Origin of the sequence: Streptomyces sp. NPDC006197, from assembly GCF_040613865.1 — a bacterium.
Taxonomy (GTDB): Bacteria; Actinomycetota; Actinomycetes; order Streptomycetales; family Streptomycetaceae; genus Streptomyces.
Genome location: NZ_JBEXSZ010000146.1, coordinates 1 through 20678 on the forward strand (window position 1 = coordinate 1; position 20678 = coordinate 20678).

Genomic DNA, 20678 nt, shown 5'->3' on the forward strand with positions numbered 1-20678 from the left:
CAGGCCCAGGCGCACAGCTCGCAGCCGACGGCGGTCCCTCGGGGACCGCACGGCATGCAGTCGCCTCGCCGAGGGTACGCGGGGCCCGTCCGCACACGATCGTCCGGAGGAGGAAGAGGCGCATGTTCGGTTGGAGAGCGTCGGGGAGACGGGCCGGAGGGGCGGGCGGCAGAACGGCGACGCCCGTCGGGACGGAGCCGGCCGGGGCCGGGCCGGAGGGAGGGGAGGGGGCGACACCGAGCCGGCCGGGGCCGGGGACGAGAGCGCCGGAGGCAAAGGCGACGGCTCCGGTCCGACGCGGCCCGGGGCGGTTCGTGCGGGTGCTGGTCACCCTGACGGCCTTCGCGGGCATGGTGGCGTTCGCCGTGGTCCTGGCCAGACTCACCCTGGAGGCCTCACCGGCGTCCGCGCCCCTGACCCACAGCAACCTGACACCGGGCCGGTCGATCGAGAACTATCTCAACCGGCCCGGCTTCGTGGAGACCGTCAAGCAACTCGGGGGAAACATCGCACTCGGCGTCCCCTTCGGAATCCTGCTGCCGCTGCTGTCCCGCAAGACACGCGGATTTCTTCGGGTCGCGCTCGTCACCGCCGTCACCATGCTGCTCGTGGAGCTGGTGCAGGGCACGCTCATCACGGGACGCGCCTTCGACATCGACGACGTCCTCCTCAACACGGTGGGAGCGCTCCTCGGCTACCTGCTCGTCGGCCGGCGGCTGGGGCGAGCCGTCCGCCCTCGCACCCGCCCCCGCTGGTGGAAGCGGCGCCTGGGCGACTCGTCCGCCTGACGCCGCCGTACCGGGCGAGCCCGAACGCGGGGGACCCGGGAGAGGTGGGAGTGCACCTCGTAGCCGGCGTCCAGGAAGTCCGCTGCGGCCCCGCTCGGCGGGGCCGTGGCCATGAGGTCGTCCATGCCGAACAGTGCCCGTCGTCCGGCTCATCCCCGATGCTGTCGCATGTGATCCTGATCGCCGATGGCCCGACCGAGGAGTACCGGTATGTCTGACAGAGAGCCGCCGTCCGGCAGCGCAACGACCGCGACCGCCGACAGCGGCCCGGTCGACGAACGGATCCACCGCATACGCCGGCGCCTGGAACGGCTCATCGGCGTCGCGGCGACCGAGGGCAACGCCGTACGTCCTCTGCGCAACGGGGACGAGATCTTCGCCGCGATGCTGGACGCGATCGGCAGTGCCCGGTACACCGTCGACATGATGACCTTCGTCTACTGGCGGGGTGACATCGCGCGGCGTTTCGCCGTGGCCCTGTCCGACCGGGCGCGTGCGGGGGTGCGGGTGAGACTGCTGCTGGACGGCTTCGGCAGCCGCCTCATCGAGCGGGAGCTGCTGGACCGGATGAGCGGCGCCGGAGTCGAGGTCGCCTGGTTCCGCAAGCCCCTCTACCTCTCGCCGCTCAAGCAGAACCACCGCTGTCACCGCAAAGTCCTCGTGGTCGACGAGCAGACCGCTTTCACCGGAGGCGTCGGGATCGCCGAGGAGTGGTGCGGTGACGCACGCAACCCCGACGAGTGGCGGGACACGCACGTCGAGGTCCGAGGCCCCGCCGTGGACGGCATCGCCGCCGCCTTCGCCCAGAACTGGGCCGAATGCCACGCGGAACTCTTCGACGAGCGCGACCGGTTCGTGAGCCACCGCCCGAGCGGGAACGCCATCGTGCAGGTGGTCCGCGGCTCGGCCAGCTTCGGCTGGCAGGACATGCAGACCCTGATGCGCGTGATCCTCGAATCGGCCGAGGAACGGGTCCGTCTGGCAACCGCCTACTTCGCCCCAGACAGTTACTTCATCGACCTGCTCTGCGCCACGGCCCGCCGCGGCGTGGAAGTCGAGATCCTCCTGCCCGGCCCCCACACGGACAAGCGGGTGTGCCAGCTGGCGGGACAGCACCGCTACGAGGAGCTGACCGCCTGCGGCGTGCGCATCCACCAGTACCAACCGACCATGATGCACGCGAAGGTCATCACCATGGACGGCGTCGTGTCCCTGATCGGCTCCACGAACTTCAACCGCCGCTCCCTCGACCACGACGAGGAGGTCATGCTCGCCGTCATGGACGCCGGGTTCACCGCCGCCCTCGACGCGCACTACGACGAGGACCTCGAAGTCAGCGAACTGATCCGCCCGGACCGGTGGAAGCGGCGCTCGCTGCTGCAGCGAGCCCGGGAGACCGCGGTGCTCCCCATCCGCCGCTACCTTTAGGAGGAGGCCGTCCCGGCGTCCGCCGGCGCCTCGCCGGTTCGTCGCCCGGTCCGCGCGAGCACCGCGTTGAACTGCGCGCCGGCGAGCAGGGCCAGGTTGCCGAACCACAGCCACACGAGGAAGACGACGACCCCCGCCAGCGAACCGTAGAGGCGGCTGTAGGTCCCGAACCGCGTGTAGAGGGTGAACAGCGCCGAAGCGCCGAGCCACAGGAAGGCCGCCAGGGCACCGCCCGGAAACCCCCGGCGCGTGCCGCGGGCTTGGGCGGGTCCGGTCCGGTAGAGGATGAGGATCAGTGCCGTGACGACCACCAGGAGCACCGGCCACCGCAGGACGTCCATGACGCCCGTGCCCGAATGGCCCGCGGCCGCCGCGAGCCGACGGGCCACGGGGCCGGTCGCGACGAGGCTCGCGGCGCCCGCGACGAGCAGGGACAACAGCACGCCGGCCGTGAGGACGAGGACGTGCGCCGCACGCAGCGGCGGCCGTGTGTCGGGCAGCCGGTGCATCGCGTGCAGAGCGCGACGGAAGACCGCCAAGTAGCTGGAGGCGGACCACAGGGCGCTCAGGACTCCGCTGACGAGCAGCGCCCACAGGGAGGACGGGGCAGAGGTGAGGCCCTCCAGGGCCTCTTGGAGCACCTGGGCCGACTGGGGAGGGGCGTAGGAGGTGAGGTCGCGGATCAGGCGCTCGCGGGTGCCGGTCCCGGCCAGTCCCACCAGGGAGACCGAGACGAGCAGGGCGGGCACGAGTGCCAACACCGCGTAGTAGGTGAGGGCCGCCGCGCAGTCGGCGACGTTGTCGTCCCAGAGGCGTACGGCGGTGCTCCACAGGTTCGAGCGTGTGCGTCTCATCGACTCGACGAGCCGGTCTCCCGGGGTGCTCCGGCGCGTGCGGAGAGTGTTCGATGTCACGGTACCCCCTTGCCCGGCGTCACCGCTCTCATCCTTCGTCCCCTCCGGCCACCGGCGAACAGAGCGGGCACCGTCCACGACGGCCTGGAGCCCTGGTCACGATCGGAACGGCCCGGAGGGGGCATGACCCACGCCTGGCAGGTAACACGGCCTCAATGACGAACTCACACGAGGCGGGAGCCAGACCGGGCCGTCCGCTCCTGTTGCTACCCGTGCAGACGGCCGTGGTCGCCGTGCTGGGGCTGCTGGTGACCGGTCCCCTCGCACGGCGCTGGCCGCTGTCGGCGGAGGACGGCGTCAACCGCGCCCTCGCCGCCCGTCGTACCCCTTTCGCCACCGCGCTCACCGAGGGGGCGTCCCTGCTGGCCGGCACGGAGAGCGTGATCGCCCTCACCCTCCTGTGCACGGCCGTTCTGCTCCTGGCGCCCCACGTGCCCCGATGGCGGGAGGCGGCGTTCCTCGCCGTGGCGGTGGCCGCGCAGTCCGCCGTCTTCCTGCTCGTCACCCTCGTCGTGCACCGCGAACGCCCCGACGTGCCCCACCTGGACCCGGCGCCGCCGACGTCCAGCTTCCCCTCCGGCCACGTCGGGGCCTCCGTCGCCCTCTTCGGAGGACTGGCCGTCCTCGCGTCCCGGCGTCTGCACGGCGTTCGGCGACACCTCGTGGTGGGGCTGCTCCTCGTGATCCCGCTGTTCGTGGCGGTCTCCCGGGTGTACCGCGGCATGCACCACACCTCCGACGTGGTGGCGGGGCTGCTGAACGGCGCCTGCACGCTGGCCCTCGTGGCGGCCGCCCTGCTGCCGCGCCCCCGGACGGAGACGGCACCGCCCGCCCCGGGCCTGTCCCCCCACAGCGGGCGGCGGGCCGTGGTGGTGCGCCACCCGCACGCGTGCGGCGACGGGACCGCCGCCCGGGTACGGGCCCTGCTGCGCGACCACGGTTACGCGGAGCAGCGGTGGACGGAGACGACGGCCGGGGACCCGTCCGGCGCCCTGGCCCCGTGCCTCGGCGGGACGGACACCGATCTGGTCGTCGTCTGCGGCGGGGACGGCACCGTACGCGCCTGCGCGGACGTGGTGGCCGGGACCGGGATCCCCCTGGCGATCGTCCCCTGCGGCACCGGGAACCTCCTCGCCCGTAACCTGCGGCTGCCGACCGAACCCGTGGCCGCTCTGCGGGAGGCCCTCCGCGGGCAGGCCGTCCGCCTCGACGTGGGACGGATACGGGGCGACGGGATCGCGCCGACCCGGTTCGCGGTCATGGCGGGCGCCGGGTTCGACGCCGCCATGGTCCGGGACGCCCCGGCTCGGCTCAAGGAGAGCCTGGGCTGGGCCGCGTACGTGGTCTCGGCCGTACGGCACCTGGGGGACGCCCGGATGCGGCTGTCGATCCGGCTGGACGGGGGCGCCCCGTTGGAGCGACGGGCCCGCATGGTCGTCATCGGCAACGTCGGGACCCTTCAGGGCGGACTGCCGCTGCTGCCGGAGGCCCGGCCCGACAGCGGCAGGCTGGAGGTCGTCCTGCTCGACCCGCGCGGGGTGACCGGCTGGCTCGCCGCCGCCGGGTACCTCGCCTCGCGCGTACCGGGCGGACGGCGGCAGCACGCGTCCGGCGCGGAGGAACGGCCCCTCGCGCACGGCGCCCTGGAGTACTTCGGCGCGACCCGGATCGACCTCCGCTTCGCCCGGCCCCAGCCGCGCGAGCTCGACGGCGACGTCTTCCCCGCGGGTACTCGGCTGACCGCGGAGGTCGAGCCGGGGGCGCTGCGGGTGTGCCTGCCGGCCCCGGCGGGGGCAGGCGCCTCGGCAGGGACAGGCATTCCGACAAGGACAGACGCTCTGGCGGGAGCGAACACCCCGACGGGAGCGGTCCCGCCGACGCTGGAAGACGTTCCGACGGGAGCGGTCCCGTCGACGCAGGAAGACGTCCCGTCGCGGGCGGGCACCCCGGAGGGGCCGGACGTCCCGGCGCGGGCCGGAGGGGAAGGAGGGGACCATGGGCACCGCGACGCGCGTACCGCAGCGCAGTGAAGTCGAGGCCGTGGAGGCCGAACTCCGTCTGCGAGGGGAAGTCCTGTCGGGCGAGGAGGCCTGGGCCGCGCTCCGCCGCTACGGAGGCTGGTCCCTCGTACGGGATTCCTTCGTACGGTTCCGTTACGCCGACGGGTTCAGCCACTCCCGGGCCCTCGCCCTGCAGACCGTCCTGGCGATCCTTCCGCTGGCCATCGCCGTCATCGGGCTGTCCGGGGTGCTGCACACCGAGGACATCGGGCGGATCGCCGAGCTGACGATCCGTCGGATCAGCGGTCCGAGCCAGGACGTGGTGGACGACGCTCTGCGGGAGAGCCGGCAGCACGCCGGGGAGGGCGGCGCGGCCGCCCTCTGGCTCGGCCTGTTGTTCTCCGTCGCGAACGTCACCACGGGCATGTGCCAGGTGGAGCGCGGCGCGAACCGCATATACGGAGTGGAGCGCGACCGGCCGTTCCTCCACAAGTACGCCCGTGGGCTGGTGATGGCGGTACTGGCCGGGGTGCCCCTCGGACTGAGCTTCTGCGTCACCGTCCTCGGATCCGACCTGAACCGGGCCCTGATCGAGGTCTACCACCTGGAGCCGGCCACGTCCCGAGCGTGGGACGTGCTGCGCTGGCCCGTGGGGATCCTGTTGGCGGTGATCGCCACCAGCGCCGTCTTCCGCCGCTCGCCCCGGCGCGCCCAACCGGGCTACACCTGGCTCGCCTTCGGTGCCGCCGTCCATCTGCTGCTGTGGCTGGGCGCGACGTGGGCACTGAGCCTGTACGTCGGCTCCGAAGGCTCCTTCACCACCGTGTACGGGCCGCTGAGCGCGTTCGTGGCGCTGCTGTTGTGGTCGTACCTCACCTCGGTCGCGCTGTTCCTGGGCCTTTCCTTCGCCGCCCAACTGGAGGCCGCACGGGCGGGGGTGGCGACGCCGATCACCGAGGACCCCGGGGTCTGAGCCGACCGGCCCTCCCGAACTCCCCGACGGAAAGGAACCGTACCGACCATGACCGAGCGTTCCACCCGGACCTGGCGACACCGTCTCGGACGGCTCGTGACCGGTCAGAGCCGGGCCGACACCCGTTTCGGCGTGCGGTTGGTGGCGGGCGCGGCCCTCACCGCCCTGGCAGCCGTCCCGTTCTCCCTCGCCCTGGTGCTGGTGGAGTCGCACTGGGCCCCGCTGCACCGTCTCGACCAGGACGTGGCCGAGCGGCTGCACCGTTCCGCACTCGGCAGCCCGGCCTGGGTACGCGTGCTCGACTTCCTCACGCACGTCGCGTGGGGGCCGCTGACCATGCGGCTCCTGGTGGCCGGTGTGGTGGTGTGGCTCCTGCGGCGGCGGGCGTACCGCCTCGCCGCCTGGGCGGCCGTCACCGCGACGGCCGGCGGGCTGGCGGGGCTGCTGGTCAAGAACGCGGTCCAGCGTGCCCGGCCGCACCTGCCGGATCCCGTCGCCCATGCGCCCGGCTTCTCCTTCCCCTCCGGGCACGCCATGACGGCCACCACCTCCTGTGCCGTCCTGCTGCTGGTCCTGCTCCCCCTGGTACCGCGTGCCTGGCGGCCGCTGCCGTGGGCCCTGGCGACGGTGGCGGTGCTCGGCGTGAGCTACACGCGGGTCGCGCTCGGGGTGCACTGGGTGAGTGACGTGGTCGGGGGCTGGCTGCTGGGACTGGCGGTGGTGACCGCGACCACGCTCGCCTTCGAGGCGTGGCGCGGCGACATCGGCCGCTCCCGCACCGCCCCCACCGAGGGCCTGGAGCCCGAGATCGTGACGGACTCCCCGGAGCCGGTGGGCCGGCCCGGCTCCCGATGACGCGGGGCCGGCCTCACTGCGACGGCGGCACCCCCACCGACCCGTCGGCCGAGGTCCTTCCCGGTGCCGCGGGCCGCTTTTCGGGATTCACCCCGCTTCTGGCGGCTGCCGCGTGCAGTGCCCGCAGGGCGATCAGGAGTACGCCGATGTCGTCCAGGTAGACCGGATCCGGTACGAGGTCGATCGGCGAGATCGTGTAGACCACCGCCACCCAGAACAGGGCCTTGGACTGCAACGGGACACCTGCGTCCAGGAGCATCCTGCGAGCACGGAACACGCGCACGAGCAGAACGGCCGCGGTGCTCGCCACCACGAGCACGAGAACCACGGCCACGATGAGCCAGAAGGTACTGTCCATGCCGCTCTCCTACCCCGTAACACCCCGGCCGCGCGGCGACGGACTCCGCCACGTGGCCCGGGTCGTCGCCGGCCGCGTCGGTGAGTGCCAGGTCGTACAGCGCTTCACCCTCCTTCGGAGACCGAACGATCAACGAGCGCGGGCCCGACCAGGCGCGGCGGATGCTCCCGGACAACCGCCCGCACGGCGGGCGAGGAGCCTGTCCGCGGAAGCCGTCCCGCTCTCAGCCCAGCAGGTCCGGCGCCCGCAGCATCTCCGACGGGATGCCCCAGGCGTCGACCAGGTCGACGGCCAGTGGCCGGACCTTGCGGCAGAGGTCGTTCACCTCGCGGCTGATCGCCTTGGACCGCTGGACGGTCAGCCGGCCGTGCTCCATGAACCAGGCTCGGTCCGCCTCGATCGTCGACAGCGCGAACAGGTCGCAGAGCAGCTCCAGCGCGACCTTGTTGCCGCCGTCGGGCAGGGCCCGGACCGCGTCGACGAACGCCTCCAGCACCAGTCGCTCGACGTGCGCGTGGGCGAGCGCGATCACATGGTCCTGCACCTGCGAGAAGACGGTGCCGGGATCGCGTTTCCGGTCGACTCCGCGCTTGAGCCGGCGGGCCAGCCCGGCGAGCATGTGCTCCTCGCGATAGCGCAGCATGGCCAGGTGGTACTCCGAGTCGAGCAGCCCGGCCTCCCGGTCCCATTCGTCGCCGCCGGGCAGCAGGTCGCGGACCCGTTCCAGGAGCTTGTGGACGGACGCCTTCTCGATGACGGTCTCGACAGCGAGCCCGGTGACGTAGCGGACCACGCCGAGCTGGTCCAGGTCCTCGAACTCGCTGGCGTGGTCGGTGAGCAGGCCCTTCGCCACGAGCTGGAGCAGCACGTGGTTGTCGCCCTCGAAGGTGGTGAAGACGTCACTGTCGGCCTTGAGCGCGGCGAAGCGGTTCACCGCGAGATAGCCGGCGCCCCCGCATGCCTCGCGGCACTCCTGCACCGTACGGGTGGCATGCCAGGTGCCGAGCGCCTTGGTGCCGGCGGCCCGCGACTCCAACCGTCGCCGCGCCTGCGGGTCGTCCTCGCGGCCGGAGAAGACCTCGTGCAGCTGTCCGCGGACGACGTCCTGCGCGAAGTGCAGTGCGTACGTGCGGGCGAGCAGCGGCAGCAGCCGACGCTGGTGCAGCCCGTAGTCCAGCAGGAGCTGCTCCTCGGCACCCGGCGAAGCCTCGAACTGACGTCGCCGCACGCCGTACTTGACGGCGAGCGTGAGGGCGACCTTGGCGACGCTCACCCCGGCGCCGCCGACACAGACCCGGCCCTGGACGAGCGTGCCGAGCATGGTGAAGAAGCGGCGGTTGGGATTGTCGATGGAACTGACGTACGCGCCCTCGGGCGTGACATCGGCAAAGCGGTTGAGCAGCGCCTCACGCGGCACCCGGACCCCGTCGAAGCGGATCCGGCCGTTGTCGACGCCGTTGAGGCCCATCTTGCGGCCGTCGTCCTCGATCTCGATGCCCGGCAGGACCTTTCCCCCGGACCGGATCGGCACGACGAGCGCGTGCACGCCGCGGGGCTCTCCGCCCACCTCCAGCTGGGCGAAGACGACCGCCAGCTCGGCGTGGCGGGCCGCGTTCCCGATGTAGTCCTTGCGGGCGGCGTCACCTTCGGTGGTGACGACGAACTCCTGGGCCTCGGCGTCGTACCGGGCCACCGTCCCGAGCGCCTGGACGTTGGAGCCGTGCCCGGTCTCGGTCATCGCGAAGCACCCCAGAAGCCGCCCGGCGACCAGGTCCGGCAAGTAGGCGTCGTGGTGACGTCCGGTGCCCAGGTGCAAGATCGCACCGCCGAACAGCCCGAACTGCACACCGACCTTGACCAGCACCGACAGATCGCCGAAAGCGAGGGTCTCGAAGGCGGCGACAGAGGCGCCGATGTCACCGCCGCCGCCGTACGCTGCGGGGAAGCCCATACCGGTCTGGCCGGTCCCGGCCATCTCGACCACGATGTCGCGCACCCGCTCGCGGAACGCGTCCGTGTCGAGTCGCTCGGCGTCCTCCAGCACGGAAGAGTAGGCCGCCAGATTGGTCCGGACAAGGTCTCGGATGCCGGCGTACTCGCTGTCGAGAAGGGCCGCCAGGGCTTCGACGTCGATCACGGGATGCGTGTAGCCGTTCGCTGTGGCAGAAGTGTCGTCGGGTGCCATGGCCCTCCGTTACCCCGGCCGGTGCGGATCAACCGGCGGTGATCATGTGATGGGGCGAAGCCTACGGGAGCCCGATCCGCGTGACGCGGAGCCGGGCCAGGGGCAGGCGGTGATCTCTCGGCTGCGGCGCCGGGGGAGTGGGTTCTCTTACGGCTCCATGCGAGCGCCGGCGCGATGAGTATCGGCGCTCGCGGCCCTGCCGTCCGAAATGTCGTCGAGGCCGTGCGACGCGGAGGCGGACGAAGCGGGAGCTGCTCCCGTCCCCCGGGGCATGAGGCCGGAGGGGTTCAGTGCCGCACGAAGGGCAGATCCGCAGGTTTCACCCGGTCGCGCGGCCCCGCTGCTCGCATCACCACGTCCAGCACTCGCGTCGGGTCAGCGGCGTACGCGTGGGAGAACCAGGCCATATTGGCTTCCACCACGGCCCACCGGTGGCCCGGGCGGTAGGTGTCGAGCAGTTGTCCGACGTCCACGACGACGGCGCTCGGCAGGGCGGGTCCGGCCGCGGCGACGAGGCGGTCGACGAATTCCGCGATCTCCGCGGTGATGGGCTCGTGCCTGTCGAGCGGGTGGGGGTCCAGCCTGCCGAACACCGCGTACCGACTCCCCGTGGCGATCTGCCCGTCGAGGAGGAACAGCCGGTACTCGGCAGCGAAGGTCACCACCTCGGAGAGCAGCACCGGCGTCGCCGGGTCCAGACCGGCGGGCAGCCGGGAACCGTCCGCGTAGACGTCCGCCGTGAAGGACTTGTCCCGCGGCGGCTTGACGAACATCGGCCTCCGGAGCGTCCAGGCGTCCAGGACAGTCGCCGCTCGGACCTCCCTCCCGGTGAACTCCTGCGGCAGCTCGGCAAGCCAGTCGTCCGACGGTTCGAGCAACGCCCACCCCAGCTGTCCGGCCAACCGTGCGCCTGCCGCGGGCCCCCCGTACCAGTACGCCGGTCCCTCGGCCGCAGAGACCTCCTCCGCGGCCAGGACCGCCATCCCACGCCTCGCCGCCTCAACCGCCAGCAGCTCCATCGTCGACGTCCGCCGCCCGGGCATGACAAGCACCGCAACCTCCTTCGCGACGTGCAGTGCCGTCAGGCTAGTCCCGGCCCGTTCCGGTCGCGGCGAGCACCCGACCCCGTGGGGAACGGGCCGGAGCCAGGTTTCAACCGGCCGCGAGCGAGCACGGACCAGATGACGAGGATTCCGACTCGAGGAGGTAGTGCCATGGCCGCGGAACTGCAGGAACAGGACGTCGTAGCGGTGATCCTCAAGGATCACCGGACCATGGAGGAACTGTTCCGGCAGATGCGGAGCGTAGAGGCCGACCGCGCGGGAGCGCTGAAGAAGTTCTCCGCGTTGCTCATCGCCCACGCCGAGGCAGAGGAGACCGAGGTCTACGGAGCGCTGAAGCGCTTCAGGAACGTGGACGACGAAGAGGTCGAGCACGGGGTGGAGGAGCACGAGGAGGGCAACAAGGCGCTGCTGGCGCTGCTGGAGGTCGAGGAGGTCGGCTCGGAGGACTGGGACTCGAAGCTGGAGGACCTGGTCGAGGCAGTCTCCCACCACGTGGACGAGGAGGAGAGGACGATCCTCAACGGAGCCCGGGAGAACGTCCCCGACGAGCGCAGGGCCGAGCTGGGCGCCGCGTTCCTGAAGGAGCGCCAGAGGCAGCTGGAGTCGGACTGCGGCAGCGTCGAGAACGTCCGGGCCATCGTCGGCGACCGCTGAGAGGAGCCGACCGCCTCAGCCGAGCGGGTTGCGGCCTTGCCGGTACGCGTTCTGTCCAGGGCGGCACACAGCGGCTCCCCAGGCGCCGGACTCACTCCCCGTCGGCGCAGGTCACCCGATACGCGCGGGAACCTTGGCCGTCTCGGAACGGAAGCCGTGACCGACCTCGGGCGCGAGCCCGTGGTAGTGGCGGAAGTTGTAGATGAGCGGGCTCCACACCTCGGGGTCGACGTGGTGCGTGCCGGGGACGACGATGCGTTCGTGGGCGTGGACACGGAGTACCTCGCACTCGACGGCGAAGAAGCGACCCTCTCCGCCCGGGTTCAGCGCGACGGCCCTCGCCTCCAGTTGGAGAGGGGACTCGGCGACCCGGGGCGGCCGCACGAGGTCGGAGGACTGCGGGGTCAGTCCGGCGGCGGAGAACTTGTCGGGCTCGTGCCGGTACACCGCCCGCTTGCTCTCCGGCACCGGATCGGCGCCGGTGAGCGGCGCGAGGCGCTCGACCTGCTCCCACAGCTCGGGGGAGGCGAGGTTGATCACTACGTCCGGCCGCTCGGCCAGGTTGCGTACCGTCTGGCTCTCGCTGCCCAGACCCAGGACGACGTTCTGTCCCAGTGCCCAGGCAGAGGAGACGGGAGCGAGGTTGAAAGTGCCGTCCTCGTTCTGTGTGGTGAGCAGGACCACCGGGGTTCCGAAGTAGAGGATGCTCGGACGGATCACTCGATGCGTATCGGTCGTCATGCGGGAAAACGCTAGACGCGCGACCTTTCGATGGCCGTCGAAGTGACGGTTGCCGACAATGAACCTGTGACCAGCACCGACGTATACGCCGAAGAGCCGGATCTCGCCGCTCTGGCAGTCCTTCTGGCCGACCGGACGCGCGCTGCCTTCTGTCTCGCCCTGCTGGACGGCCGGGCCTGGACGGCGACGGAACTGGCCCGTCTCGCCGGCGTCGTCCCGTCCACCGCGACGAGCCACCTGAACCGGCTGGTCTCGGGTGGCCTGCTGGCCGAGGAGCGCAAGGGCCGTCACCGATACGTCCGGCTCGCCGACCCGGGCATCGCCGAGATGATCGAGGCGCTTGCCGCACGGGCTCCTCGGCATCCGGTGCCGGTGCGTTCCCTCACCGCGGCCCGTCGTCACCGGGACCTGGCGTTCGCCCGTATCTGCTTCGACCACCTGGCCGGCTCCCTGGCCGTCGCGATCACCGACGCGATGACCGCAGGAAAGTTCCTGACGTGGGACTACGGGCCGACGCTCACCGCCGCGGGAGCCCGCTGGATGAGGGATCTCGGCATCGTCGATGAACCCGCCGCGTCGTCGCCACGCCCACACGTGCGGACGTGCATCGACTGGACCGAACAACGACTCCACCTCGCGGGCGGTGTCGGAGCCGCCGTCTTCCGGCACGCGGTCGAGAAGTCCTGGCTGGTCCACACGCGCGACACACGGGTCGTGAGGCTGACCGACGAGGGCCACGCCGCACTCCGCCTGCACCTGCGCCTGACGGACGCGGCCCTGACGGCCCACATGAGGCCGCAGGCAGCTCTGCCGGCTCACGATGGTCCGGTGTCGCCCTGAATGCGTGCGTGCAGGTGTTCGTCGTGCCAGCCGTCGGCGTGGAGGAGCGCGCTGCTCATCGTCCCTTCCAGAGCGAACCCGGCTCGGGTGGCCACCTTGCAGGAGGCCGTGTTGGCCACGGAGTGCGTCATGCGCAGGCGATGCAGCCCGAGAGTGTCGAAGGCCCATCGGCTGACGGCAAGAGTGGCGTCGACCATGGCTCCGCACCCGCGGCCGGCGGGCAGCAGCCAGTAGACGAACTCGCCGCTGCCGCCCGGCAGGTTCAAGTCGGCAAGGCCTATCAGCCCGACAGGGGGGTCGTCCGCGGGAGCGACGGCCCAGATGGCAGCCTCCTCGTCCTGCCGTCGCACCTTCCAGCGCGCGATCTTTTCCCGGGCGGTGTCAGTGGTCAGCCGAGCGGGGCGGTTCCAGTGCTGGATGTCCGGATCGAGGCACGACCGCACCAGGACCGGTGCGTCACTCTCCCGCCATGGGCGCAGCGGAGAAGGCGAGACCGGTGAGGAGCCCACCCGCGAGGAGCATGAACGGCACCGAGAGAACGCGAGGAGCTGTCTCCTGGCGCGATCGCCGGCCCGCGGTCACGGCCATTGGCCGTCGGTGGTCACCGCGGTTGCTGTTCCGCGATGGCCGCCCAGTCATCCGCCCCGCGACCGTCGGCGACGGCCTGATCGAAGACAACCCGCAGCAGCTGACCGATCGGGAGCGGAATGTCGTGGTCGATCGCCGCATCGAGCGCGAGGTGGAGGTCCTTGCGGCCCAGGACCGTGGTGAAGCCGGCCGGCTGGTAGTTCCGTTCGGCGATCATCGACCCGTAGCCTGCGTAGACGGCACCCGGGAAGAGCGTCGAGGTCAGCAGATCGACGAACTGCCCGGAGTCGACACCGGCGCCTTCCGCCAGACTGACAGCCTCGCCCAGTGACTGAATTGCGCAGGCGATCAGGTAGTTCCCGAGGATCTTCACGATGTTGGCCTGCTCCGGACGATCGCCGAGCCGCCACGTCCGCGAGCCGATTGCGTCGAAGAACGGCTGCACACGGTCGATCAGCCCGTCCTCACCGGCCGCAAGGATGTTGAGCGCCCCGGCTTCGGCGATCGGAACACGGCCGAAGACCGGCGCTGCGACGTACCCGACACCAGACTCGGCGTGCGCTGCGCCGACCCGGCGAGCCAGGCCGGCGCTCACCGTGGCGAGGTTGACGTGAACAGTCCCACCCGGGACCTGGGAGAGGACGCCGGAGTCGATGAACGTCTCGGTGACGGCCCGGTCATCGGACAGGACCGAGAAGACCACCGGCGAGTGCATGGCCTCTGAGACGGAGGCGGCACGACGGGCACCCGCTGCAACGAGTCGCTCCGCATGCGCGTCGGAGCGGTTCCACACCACGACGTCATGGCCGGCCTTCAAGAGGTTGTGCGCGATGGGTCTGCCCATCGCTCCCAGACCGATGACCGCGATGCTGCGCATGGAGAGCACGCCCCTTCTGCTGAACCGTCTAAGCTGGTTCACAAGGATGTCATGGGGCTACCCTCCTGTCGAACCGCCTAAGACGGTTCGACAGGTGTCGTCGCACTGCGGAGGTTGGAAATGACCGAAGACATACGACGCGTGTTCCGGATGGACAACGAGGTCCTGGCGTTCCGGTTCACTGCCACCGTCAGCGACAGAGCCGGCGCGAAGCCGAGAGAACGGCTGACCGACCCCGCACGACTGAAGATGTGGCTGCAGGCCACAGGGCTCGACGTCACGGACGTGTCGCCGGCCGACCTGGAGGACGCCGTCGAACTGCGCGAGGCGATCTACCGGATCGGGTCGGCGATCGCCGCAGGTGAACAGCCGGATTCCAAGGATGTCCGCACCCTCAACACGGTCGCTGCCACTGGACACGCGAAGGCTGCGCTGGAACACGAACGCGCAGAATGGCACCTGACGGCCACGACCCCTGTCGGTGACGCCCTCGGCGTCCTGGCCACGGATGCCATCCACATCCTCGGGGGCCCTGACCGCAGCCGCATCAAGAACTGCGAAGGCCCCGGATGCGCGGGGCTCTATCTCGACACCAGCCGCGGAGCCAACCGCCGTTGGTGCTCCATGAACACCTGCGGCAACAAGGTCAAGAAGTCACGACTCGCCACGAGCTGACCCAACGGCGCCGCGATCGGAGCCGGCCGTCGACAACGTCATGACCCGCAACACCTAGGACTTGTCCGGCCGATCTTGGTGCCGACTGCTGAGGCATGGCGGGGGCCGCAGCTCGTCGTTCGACACCTTCAACGCGGAGGCCGGACTGTCGTTGAAGGCACTGGAGCCCGGCCCCCTCGGGTGAGATCGACCGGGACATCGCGGTGGACTCCACCATCCGGCGCCCAGCTGATGTACTACGGGGGCGACCTGGTGCAGGTCGGCCTCGCCGTCGCGCTCGTCGCCCAGCGGTACACCGCTTCCGGGCGCACCCACCGCCGCTCCGCACGTCGGCCGACGGCAGTCGGCGCCACGTGAGCGGGCCGTTTCCGGTTTCCGGGTATCGGACGCCCTCACCGTGGAACACGTGCGAATGCACGGCAATCACGCAGGCTGAAGCCGAGACTCGAGGAGACTCACGTGTCGCAGACCCCGGAGGCCCTGTACGCCCGCATCAAGGAGGAGGTGGGTGTTCGCGCGGACCGGCTCTGGGAGCTCAGCCTCGCGCTGCACCGCGAGCCGGAGACGGCGTACGAGGAGCACAGGGCGTCCCGGTTGCTGGCGGACGCCCTCGAAGCGGAGGGCTTCCGCGTGGAGCGCGGGGTGGCCGGGCTGCCGACCGCCTTCGTCGCGCGGACGGGTCCGGCGGCCGGGGCGGGCGAAGGCCCTTGCCTGGCCCTGCTGATGGAGTACGACGCGCTGCCGCTGCTCGGCCACGCGTGCGGCCACAATCTGATCGCGTCGGCCGGCCTGGGTGCGGCGCTCGCGGTGCGAGCCGCGCTCGGCGAGGTCGAGGGGACGCTGCTGGCCGTCGGGACGCCGGCGGAGGAGCGCGGCGGGGGCAAGGTGGCGGAGGTGGAAGCGGGCCTGTTCGACGGGGTCGACGCGGCCTTGATGTTCCATCCGGGCGTGTACGACTGGGTGTGGGCGCCGTTGACCGCCAGCGCGCAGGTCCGGGTGGGATTCCACGGTCGGGCCGCGCACCCGACCGGTAGTCCCACGGAGGGGATCGACGCGCTCGGCGCACTGATCCAGCTCTTCAACGCGCTCGGCGTCCTGCACAAGCGGTTGCCCGATGGCTCGCACATCCAGGGCATCGTGACCGACGGCGGCCGCGCCACGAACATCGTCCCCGAGTACGCGGAGGGGCTGTTCGGGCTACGTGGGGGCACCACGGCCGCCTTGGAGGAGCTGATGGAGGAGCTGCGCTCGTGCGCGCAGGGGGTGGCGCTGGCCACCCGTACGAGGGTGGAGGTGACCGGTGTGGGCGGTCGGTACGAGCACTTCCGTGACAACGACGTGCTGTCCGGCCTGTTCGCCGGTCACCTGGACCGGGTGGGCATCAGCTTGTCCGAGCCCACGCCGGGCGTGTATCTGGGGTCGTCCGACATCGGCAACGTCAGCACGCGGGTGCCCGCGATCCACCCATGGATCGCCATCATGGATTCGGACGGCTCGGACCACACGCCTCAGTTCGCGGAGGCGGCGGCCGGACCGCGGGGGCGGCGGGCGATGCTGGCCGCGGCGGAGGCGCTGGCGTGCACGGCGGCCGACGTCCTGCTGCGTGCGGACGTGTCGGAGCGGGCCTGGGCCTGCTTCCACCGCAAGGCCACCGCAGGACTCTGACGCACTGTCCGCCGCGGTGTGCCTGCTCGCTCAGGCCCTGTCCTCGACGGTCACGCGTACCGTCTTGACCTCGGTGTCGGCCGCGTCCGGTACGACCATGCCGGCGTCGACACCGCTGCGCAGGTAGTGCAGAACCTCCGAGGTGAGCTTCTCGCCGGGAAGCGCGGCCGGGATGCCGGGCGGGTAGGGCGTGAGCATCTCGGCGCTCACCCGGCCGACGGCCTTCTGCCACGGGACCTGCTCGACCCGCCCGAAGAACGCGTCGCGCGGCAGCATGACCTGTTCGAGGCGCAGCCCGGCCGGGTCGGGGACCTCCACCGTGGGTGCGGGCCGCAGTTCGTCGGCGTGCCGGGCGACGTCACTCAGTGCGGCGATCAGCGCGTCGGTACTGGAGGCGTCGTCCGCGTGGGTGAGTTGGGCGCTGGTACGACGGTGGTCGGACAGGTGCAGGTTGATCCGGTGGTGTTCGCGGATCCAGTCGGCGATCCGGTAGCCGGTGGTTCCGAGCGCGCTGATGTCGACGATGACCTGAAGGGGGTCGAGGTCGGCCGCCCGGCCGGGTCCGCAGAAGTCGTCACGCCCGTGCACGTGCAGACCGTCGATCTCGGCGATCCGCGCCCGTACCGTCTTGGCCAGGGCGAGCGCGTCGTCGTAGAGGGCGTGGCCGTGCTGGACCATCTGGCGGCGCCAGCCGTCGAGGGCCGCGTAGACGAGTACGGAGGGGCTCGTGGTGCCGAGCAGGTCCTCGCGGTTCTTGAGGACTTCGGGCTGGATCAGGTCGCCCTGGAGGTGGAAGACCGAGCTCTGTTCGAGACCGGATCCCATCTTGTGGACGGAGGTGACGCACACGTCCGCACCGGCGTCCATGGCCCAGGTCGGAAGGTCCGGATGGAACGGCAGGTGGGCGCCCCACGCCTCGTCGACGATGAGGGGCACGCCGTGCTCGTGGCACGTCGCCGCGATGCCGGGCAGGTCCGAGCAGGTCCCGTACGGCGTCGGCGTCGTGACCAGCGCGCCTCGTGCGTCAGGATGCTCTGCGAAGGCGGCGCGGAAGGCGTCGGCGGACGGCGGGTGGGCGAGATGACGCTCCGCGTCCCACTGGGGGTCCACCCAGACCGGCACGATGCCGGCGAGTACGAGGCCCGAGACCACCGACTTGTGGGCGTCACGCCCGACGAGCAGCTTCTCGTGCGGGCCTGCCACGGACAGCATGGCGGCCTTGACCGACAGCGAGCTGCCGCAGGTCGAGAAGAACGTCTGCTCCGCCCCGACGGCGTCGGCCATGAGTTCCTGGGCCTTGGCGAGCACGCCCCGGGACGAGGTCCGGTCGTCCAGGCCGCTGGTCGCGAGCACGTCGGACCGGAACACGCTGTCGCCGAGGACCGCGCGCACGCGGGGATCGGCGCCGCGCCCCTGCTTGTGGCCGGGCGGGGTGAAGGGTGTCTGGTTCTCTGCGTGATAGGCGGCCAAGGCGTCGAGTACGGGTGCTTGTGAATGGTCCATGGCACTCCGCGTTCCCCCCGGAACGGGTGATAACCGCCGCCCACTGTGGTGTCCGTGTGACGCATGCGGGGCGATCGACGGGGAACCCGCTGGAGGGAGCGGGTCGCCGTGCACCGCTGAATTGAAGGGCACGGGGGCGCTCACTCCCCGAATCAGAGGAGTTGTCGTGATTATCGTGACTGATCCATGTGAGGCCGAAGAGGAGATCCCGGGTGTCCCGGGGGCGGGCGAGGCGCGGCGGGTGAGTGTGACATGTGCGGCCTGACCGGTGAGATCCGCTTCGACGGTCGGTGGCCCGACGTGGCCGCGGTGGAGCGGATGGTCGGCCGTCTGGCCGCCCGCGGTCCCGATGGCCAGGGCATCTGGTCCCAGGGCGCCGTGGCGCTTGGCCACCGACGGCTGAAGATCATCGACCTGTCGGAGCGTGGTGCGCAGCCCATGACCGACGCGGAAGCCCGGCTGACGGGCGTGTTCAACGGGTGCGTGTACAACTACCGGGAGCTGCGCGGGAAGTTGCAGGCCCTCGGGCACCGGTTCTTCTCCACCTCGGACACCGAGGTGATCCTGAAGGCGTACCGGCAGTGGGGCACGGACTGCGTCGACCATCTCATCGGCATGTTCGTGTTCGCCATCGTCGAGAACGACACCGGCCGCGTGGTGCTGGCCCGTGACCGGCTCGGCATCAAGCCTCTGTACCTGTCCCACGGGCCGGGCCGACTGCGGTTCGCCTCGACGCTGCCGGCCCTGCTCGCGGCCGGTGGCGTCGACACCTCCCTGGACCGCGTCGCGTTGCACCAGTACCTGAGCTGGCACGCCACGGTGGCGGCGCCGCGGACCGTGCTCAACGGGGTGCGCAAGCTGCCGCCCGCCACGGTCCGCGTGGTGGAGCCGGACGGCTCCTACCGTGATCGCTGCTACTGGCAGCCGTCGTACACCCGCCGCCCCGAGCACGCGGCCATGGACGCGGCGGACTGGCGTGACGCGGTGCTGGACGCGTTGCGGACGGCGGTGCGCCGCCGGATGGTCGCCGACGTGCCGGTCGGCGTGCTGCTGTCCGGCGGCCTCGACTCGTCCCTGATCGTGGCGCTGCTGGCCGAGGAGGGCCAGCGGGACCTGGCGACGTTCAGCGTGGGCTTCGAGGCCGAGGGCGGCGAAGAGGGCGACGAGTTCGCGTACTCCGACCTGGTGGCACAGCGCTACGGCACCGATCATCACCAGCTGATGGTGCCCTCGGACCGCGTGTCGACCGCCCTGGACAGCGCGGTCGCGGCGATGAGCGAGCCCATGATCAGCCATGACGTGGTGGCGTTCCACCTTCTGTCGGAGCTGGTCTCCAAGGAGGTGAGCGTGGTCCAGAGCGGTCAGGGCGCCGACGAGGTGTTCGCAGGTTACCGCTGGTACCCGGACCTGGCCGCCGTCGAGCGCGAGCAGGAACCGGAGACGTACGCGGACGTGTACTTCGACCGGCCGCATTCCGACTTCGCCCGGATCCTCCAGCCGGAGCTGCTCACCGGCCACGACGAGAGCGGACGCTTCGTCCGGGAGCACATGGCCGTGCCCGGGGCGGAGACCGCGCTCGACGCGGCGCTGCGGCTCGACACGCACGTCATGCTCGTCGACGACCCCGTCAAGCGCGTGGACAACATGACCATGGACTGGGGCCTGGAGGCCCGGGTGCCGTTCCTGGACCACGAACTGGTCGAGCTGGCCGCCGCCTGCCCGCCGGAACTGAAGCTGGCACAGGGCGGCAAGGGCGTGCTGAAGGACGCGGGCAGGGCACTGTTGCCCCGGGAGGTCGTCGACCGGCCCAAGGGCTACTTCCCCGTGCCGGCGATCCGCCACATGGCGGGGCCCGTCCTCGAACGGGTACGTCAGGCGCTGTCCGCCCCGGAGGCGCGGGCGCGCGGTGTGTTCCGGGACGAGTACATCGGCGAACTCCTCGCCGCCCCCGACCACCACCGGACGAAGCGAGGAGCGAACGCCCTGTGGCACGTAGCGTTGCTGGAGATATGGCTGCAGACACACGGGATCAACTGACCCACACCTCGTCGGCGGCACCCGTCCTGGTGCCGCTCGCCGATGCGGTGGGCCTGCGGGACACCCCACAGCCGCTGATCGCGCACGGCTGCTGGTATCCGTCCGCGGACCCGACGGGCGAGCACGTCGCCTTCATCTGCGACCGGACGGGCGCCCCCCGGCTCTGGGTCGGGCCGGTGAACGGCTCGGAGCTCCACCTGCTCGACGCGGACCCCGACCCGGTCACGGAGGTGGCGTGGTCCCCCGACGGGCGGTGGATCGCCTACACGGTGGCCCCGGGGGGCGGCGAGCTCACCCGCGTGTTGTGCGTACGCCCGGACGGCACCGGCCGCCGGATCGTGGCGGGCGCGGAAAGCGGCACCTCGGCGTACCTGGGTCGCTGGACGCGTGACGGCTCGGCCGTGGCGGTCACGGTGGCGGAGCCGCCGCGGTCGGCGGCAACGCCCAGCCGACCAGCGGCACGGTCACCGTCACGGACAACATGCCCGAGGGCATCACCCCCACGGCTGCGTCCGGAGCCGGCTGGGACTGCT

19 protein-coding genes and 1 pseudogene are annotated in these 20678 nt (G+C 71.3%); 12 read left to right on the top strand and 8 right to left on the bottom strand.

What is annotated here, in order from left to right; genetic code table 11:
- The first annotated feature begins 122 nt into the window (after nucleotides 1–122).
- Both ABZ318_RS32280 and ABZ318_RS32285 read left to right on the top strand, forming a co-directional pair.
- Complete coding sequence (locus ABZ318_RS32280) at nucleotides 123–788, top strand: VanZ family protein (protein WP_356905989.1); 666 nt, start codon at nucleotides 123–125, stop codon at nucleotides 786–788.
- 210 nt (nucleotides 789–998) lie between these two features.
- Complete coding sequence (locus tag ABZ318_RS32285; RefSeq protein ID WP_356905990.1) at nucleotides 999–2216, top strand: phospholipase D-like domain-containing protein; 1218 nt, start codon at nucleotides 999–1001, stop codon at nucleotides 2214–2216.
- Here ABZ318_RS32285 and ABZ318_RS32290 read toward each other — a convergent pair.
- On the bottom strand, nucleotides 2213–3070 hold the full coding sequence (locus tag ABZ318_RS32290; RefSeq protein ID WP_356905991.1) for a YihY/virulence factor BrkB family protein: 858 nt from the start codon (nucleotides 3068–3070) through the stop codon (nucleotides 2213–2215). The two genes, ABZ318_RS32285 and ABZ318_RS32290, sit on opposite strands and share 4 nt — an antisense overlap.
- A 215-nt stretch (nucleotides 3071–3285) precedes the next feature.
- On the opposite strand from ABZ318_RS32290, the gene ABZ318_RS32295 reads away from it, so the two are divergent.
- Genes ABZ318_RS32295 through ABZ318_RS32305 form a run of 3 tightly spaced genes read left to right on the top strand, consistent with a single transcriptional unit; the run spans nucleotide 3286 to nucleotide 6958 of the window.
- Nucleotides 3286–5160 (top strand): diacylglycerol kinase family protein, encoded by a 1875-nt coding sequence (locus ABZ318_RS32295; RefSeq protein WP_356905992.1) that lies wholly within the window; start codon nucleotides 3286–3288, stop codon nucleotides 5158–5160.
- Nucleotides 5126–6103, top strand: a complete 978-nt coding sequence (locus ABZ318_RS32300) for a YihY/virulence factor BrkB family protein (protein WP_356905993.1) — start codon at nucleotides 5126–5128, stop codon at nucleotides 6101–6103. Before ABZ318_RS32295 ends, ABZ318_RS32300 begins: the two co-directional genes overlap by 35 nt.
- A 48-nt stretch (nucleotides 6104–6151) precedes the next feature.
- Nucleotides 6152–6958 (top strand): phosphatase PAP2 family protein, encoded by an 807-nt coding sequence (locus ABZ318_RS32305; protein WP_356905994.1) that lies wholly within the window; start codon nucleotides 6152–6154, stop codon nucleotides 6956–6958.
- Nucleotides 6959–6971: 13 nt separating this feature from the next.
- Here ABZ318_RS32305 and ABZ318_RS32310 read toward each other — a convergent pair whose 3' ends face one another.
- The 3 genes from ABZ318_RS32310 to ABZ318_RS32320 all read right to left on the bottom strand — a co-directional run bounded on the left by ABZ318_RS32310 (nucleotide 6972) and on the right by ABZ318_RS32320 (nucleotide 10520).
- Nucleotides 6972–7316 carry a YkvA family protein gene (locus ABZ318_RS32310; RefSeq protein WP_356905995.1) on the bottom strand — a complete coding sequence of 115 codons (345 nt, stop codon included), beginning with the start codon at nucleotides 7314–7316 and terminating at the stop codon, nucleotides 6972–6974.
- Nucleotides 7317–7539: 223 nt separating this feature from the next.
- Nucleotides 7540–9501, bottom strand: a complete 1962-nt coding sequence (locus tag ABZ318_RS32315; RefSeq protein ID WP_356905996.1) for an acyl-CoA dehydrogenase — start codon at nucleotides 9499–9501, stop codon at nucleotides 7540–7542.
- Between the two features lie 287 nt (nucleotides 9502–9788).
- Nucleotides 9789–10520 (bottom strand): ATP-grasp domain-containing protein, encoded by a 732-nt coding sequence (locus ABZ318_RS32320; protein ID WP_356906007.1) that lies wholly within the window; start codon nucleotides 10518–10520, stop codon nucleotides 9789–9791.
- Nucleotides 10521–10715: 195 nt separating this feature from the next.
- On the opposite strand from ABZ318_RS32320, the gene ABZ318_RS32325 reads away from it, so the two are divergent.
- Nucleotides 10716–11219 (top strand): hemerythrin domain-containing protein, encoded by a 504-nt coding sequence (locus ABZ318_RS32325; protein WP_356905997.1) that lies wholly within the window; start codon nucleotides 10716–10718, stop codon nucleotides 11217–11219.
- Between the two features lie 111 nt (nucleotides 11220–11330).
- Here the strand turns inward: ABZ318_RS32325 and ABZ318_RS32330 are convergent, their stop codons facing one another.
- Nucleotides 11331–11960 (bottom strand): flavin reductase family protein, encoded by a 630-nt coding sequence (locus ABZ318_RS32330; protein ID WP_356905998.1) that lies wholly within the window; start codon nucleotides 11958–11960, stop codon nucleotides 11331–11333.
- 66 nt (nucleotides 11961–12026) lie between these two features.
- On the opposite strand from ABZ318_RS32330, the gene ABZ318_RS32335 reads away from it, so the two are divergent.
- On the top strand, nucleotides 12027–12800 hold the full coding sequence (locus ABZ318_RS32335) for a helix-turn-helix domain-containing protein (RefSeq protein WP_356905999.1): 774 nt from the start codon (nucleotides 12027–12029) through the stop codon (nucleotides 12798–12800).
- Here the strand turns inward: ABZ318_RS32335 and ABZ318_RS32340 are convergent.
- On the bottom strand, nucleotides 12776–13309 hold the full coding sequence (locus tag ABZ318_RS32340) for a GNAT family N-acetyltransferase (RefSeq protein WP_356906000.1): 534 nt from the start codon (nucleotides 13307–13309) through the stop codon (nucleotides 12776–12778). The two genes, ABZ318_RS32335 and ABZ318_RS32340, sit on opposite strands and share 25 nt — an antisense overlap.
- Before the next feature lie 92 nt (nucleotides 13310–13401).
- Nucleotides 13402–14265, bottom strand: a complete 864-nt coding sequence (locus tag ABZ318_RS32345; RefSeq protein WP_356906001.1) for an NAD(P)-dependent oxidoreductase — start codon at nucleotides 14263–14265, stop codon at nucleotides 13402–13404.
- Between the two features lie 120 nt (nucleotides 14266–14385).
- On the opposite strand from ABZ318_RS32345, the gene ABZ318_RS32350 reads away from it, so the two are divergent.
- The 3 genes from ABZ318_RS32350 to ABZ318_RS32360 all read left to right on the top strand — a co-directional run bounded on the left by ABZ318_RS32350 (nucleotide 14386) and on the right by ABZ318_RS32360 (nucleotide 16605).
- Nucleotides 14386–14940 carry an ABATE domain-containing protein gene (locus tag ABZ318_RS32350; protein ID WP_356906002.1) on the top strand — a complete coding sequence of 185 codons (555 nt, stop codon included), beginning with the start codon at nucleotides 14386–14388 and terminating at the stop codon, nucleotides 14938–14940.
- A 231-nt stretch (nucleotides 14941–15171) separates the two neighbouring features.
- Nucleotides 15172–15297, top strand: coding sequence for a hypothetical protein (locus ABZ318_RS32355; protein WP_356906003.1), 126 nt, complete (start codon nucleotides 15172–15174; stop codon nucleotides 15295–15297).
- Between the two features lie 102 nt (nucleotides 15298–15399).
- Nucleotides 15400–16605, top strand: coding sequence for an amidohydrolase (locus tag ABZ318_RS32360; RefSeq protein ID WP_356906004.1), 1206 nt, complete (start codon nucleotides 15400–15402; stop codon nucleotides 16603–16605).
- A 30-nt stretch (nucleotides 16606–16635) separates the two neighbouring features.
- On the opposite strand, the gene ABZ318_RS32365 is transcribed toward ABZ318_RS32360, so the two are convergent.
- A complete protein-coding gene (locus tag ABZ318_RS32365; RefSeq protein WP_356906005.1) occupies nucleotides 16636–18108 on the bottom strand; it encodes an ornithine decarboxylase in 1473 nt (490 codons plus the stop codon).
- A 252-nt stretch (nucleotides 18109–18360) separates the two neighbouring features.
- Here ABZ318_RS32365 and ABZ318_RS32370 point away from each other — a divergent pair, with 252 nt between their 5' ends.
- Together ABZ318_RS32370 and ABZ318_RS32375 are read left to right on the top strand one after the other, a co-directional pair.
- Entirely contained in the window at nucleotides 18361–20145 is a 1785-nt protein-coding gene (locus ABZ318_RS32370) for an N-acetylglutaminylglutamine amidotransferase (protein ID WP_356906006.1), read from the top strand.
- Nucleotides 20118–20678 (top strand): annotated as a pseudogene (locus tag ABZ318_RS32375) (S9 family peptidase); the annotation flags it as partial. The gene ABZ318_RS32370 and the pseudogene ABZ318_RS32375, both read left to right, overlap by 28 nt.

Bases quoted from the DNA above. Each gene is read 5' to 3' on its own strand.
- ABZ318_RS32280 (WP_356905989.1), top strand. From the start codon at position 123: ATGTTCGGTTGGAGAGCGTCGGGGAGACGGGCCGGAGGGGCGGGCGGC.
- ABZ318_RS32285 (WP_356905990.1), top strand. From the start codon at position 999: ATGTCTGACAGAGAGCCGCCGTCCGGCAGCGCAACGACCGCGACCGCC.
- ABZ318_RS32290 (WP_356905991.1), bottom strand. From the start codon at position 3,070: ATGAGACGCACACGCTCGAACCTGTGGAGCACCGCCGTACGCCTCTGG.
- ABZ318_RS32295 (WP_356905992.1), top strand. From the start codon at position 3,286: ATGACGAACTCACACGAGGCGGGAGCCAGACCGGGCCGTCCGCTCCTG.
- ABZ318_RS32300 (WP_356905993.1), top strand. From the start codon at position 5,126: ATGGGCACCGCGACGCGCGTACCGCAGCGCAGTGAAGTCGAGGCCGTG.
- ABZ318_RS32305 (WP_356905994.1), top strand. From the start codon at position 6,152: ATGACCGAGCGTTCCACCCGGACCTGGCGACACCGTCTCGGACGGCTC.
- ABZ318_RS32310 (WP_356905995.1), bottom strand. From the start codon at position 7,316: ATGGACAGTACCTTCTGGCTCATCGTGGCCGTGGTTCTCGTGCTCGTG.
- ABZ318_RS32315 (WP_356905996.1), bottom strand. From the start codon at position 9,501: ATGGCACCCGACGACACTTCTGCCACAGCGAACGGCTACACGCATCCC.
- ABZ318_RS32320 (WP_356906007.1), bottom strand. From the start codon at position 10,520: ATGGAGCTGCTGGCGGTTGAGGCGGCGAGGCGTGGGATGGCGGTCCTG.
- ABZ318_RS32325 (WP_356905997.1), top strand. From the start codon at position 10,716: ATGGCCGCGGAACTGCAGGAACAGGACGTCGTAGCGGTGATCCTCAAG.
- ABZ318_RS32330 (WP_356905998.1), bottom strand. From the start codon at position 11,960: ATGACGACCGATACGCATCGAGTGATCCGTCCGAGCATCCTCTACTTC.
- ABZ318_RS32345 (WP_356906001.1), bottom strand. From the start codon at position 14,265: ATGCGCAGCATCGCGGTCATCGGTCTGGGAGCGATGGGCAGACCCATC.
- ABZ318_RS32350 (WP_356906002.1), top strand. From the start codon at position 14,386: ATGACCGAAGACATACGACGCGTGTTCCGGATGGACAACGAGGTCCTG.
- ABZ318_RS32355 (WP_356906003.1), top strand. From the start codon at position 15,172: ATGTACTACGGGGGCGACCTGGTGCAGGTCGGCCTCGCCGTCGCGCTC.
- ABZ318_RS32365 (WP_356906005.1), bottom strand. From the start codon at position 18,108: ATGGACCATTCACAAGCACCCGTACTCGACGCCTTGGCCGCCTATCAC.
- ABZ318_RS32370 (WP_356906006.1), top strand. From the start codon at position 18,361: ATGTGCGGCCTGACCGGTGAGATCCGCTTCGACGGTCGGTGGCCCGAC.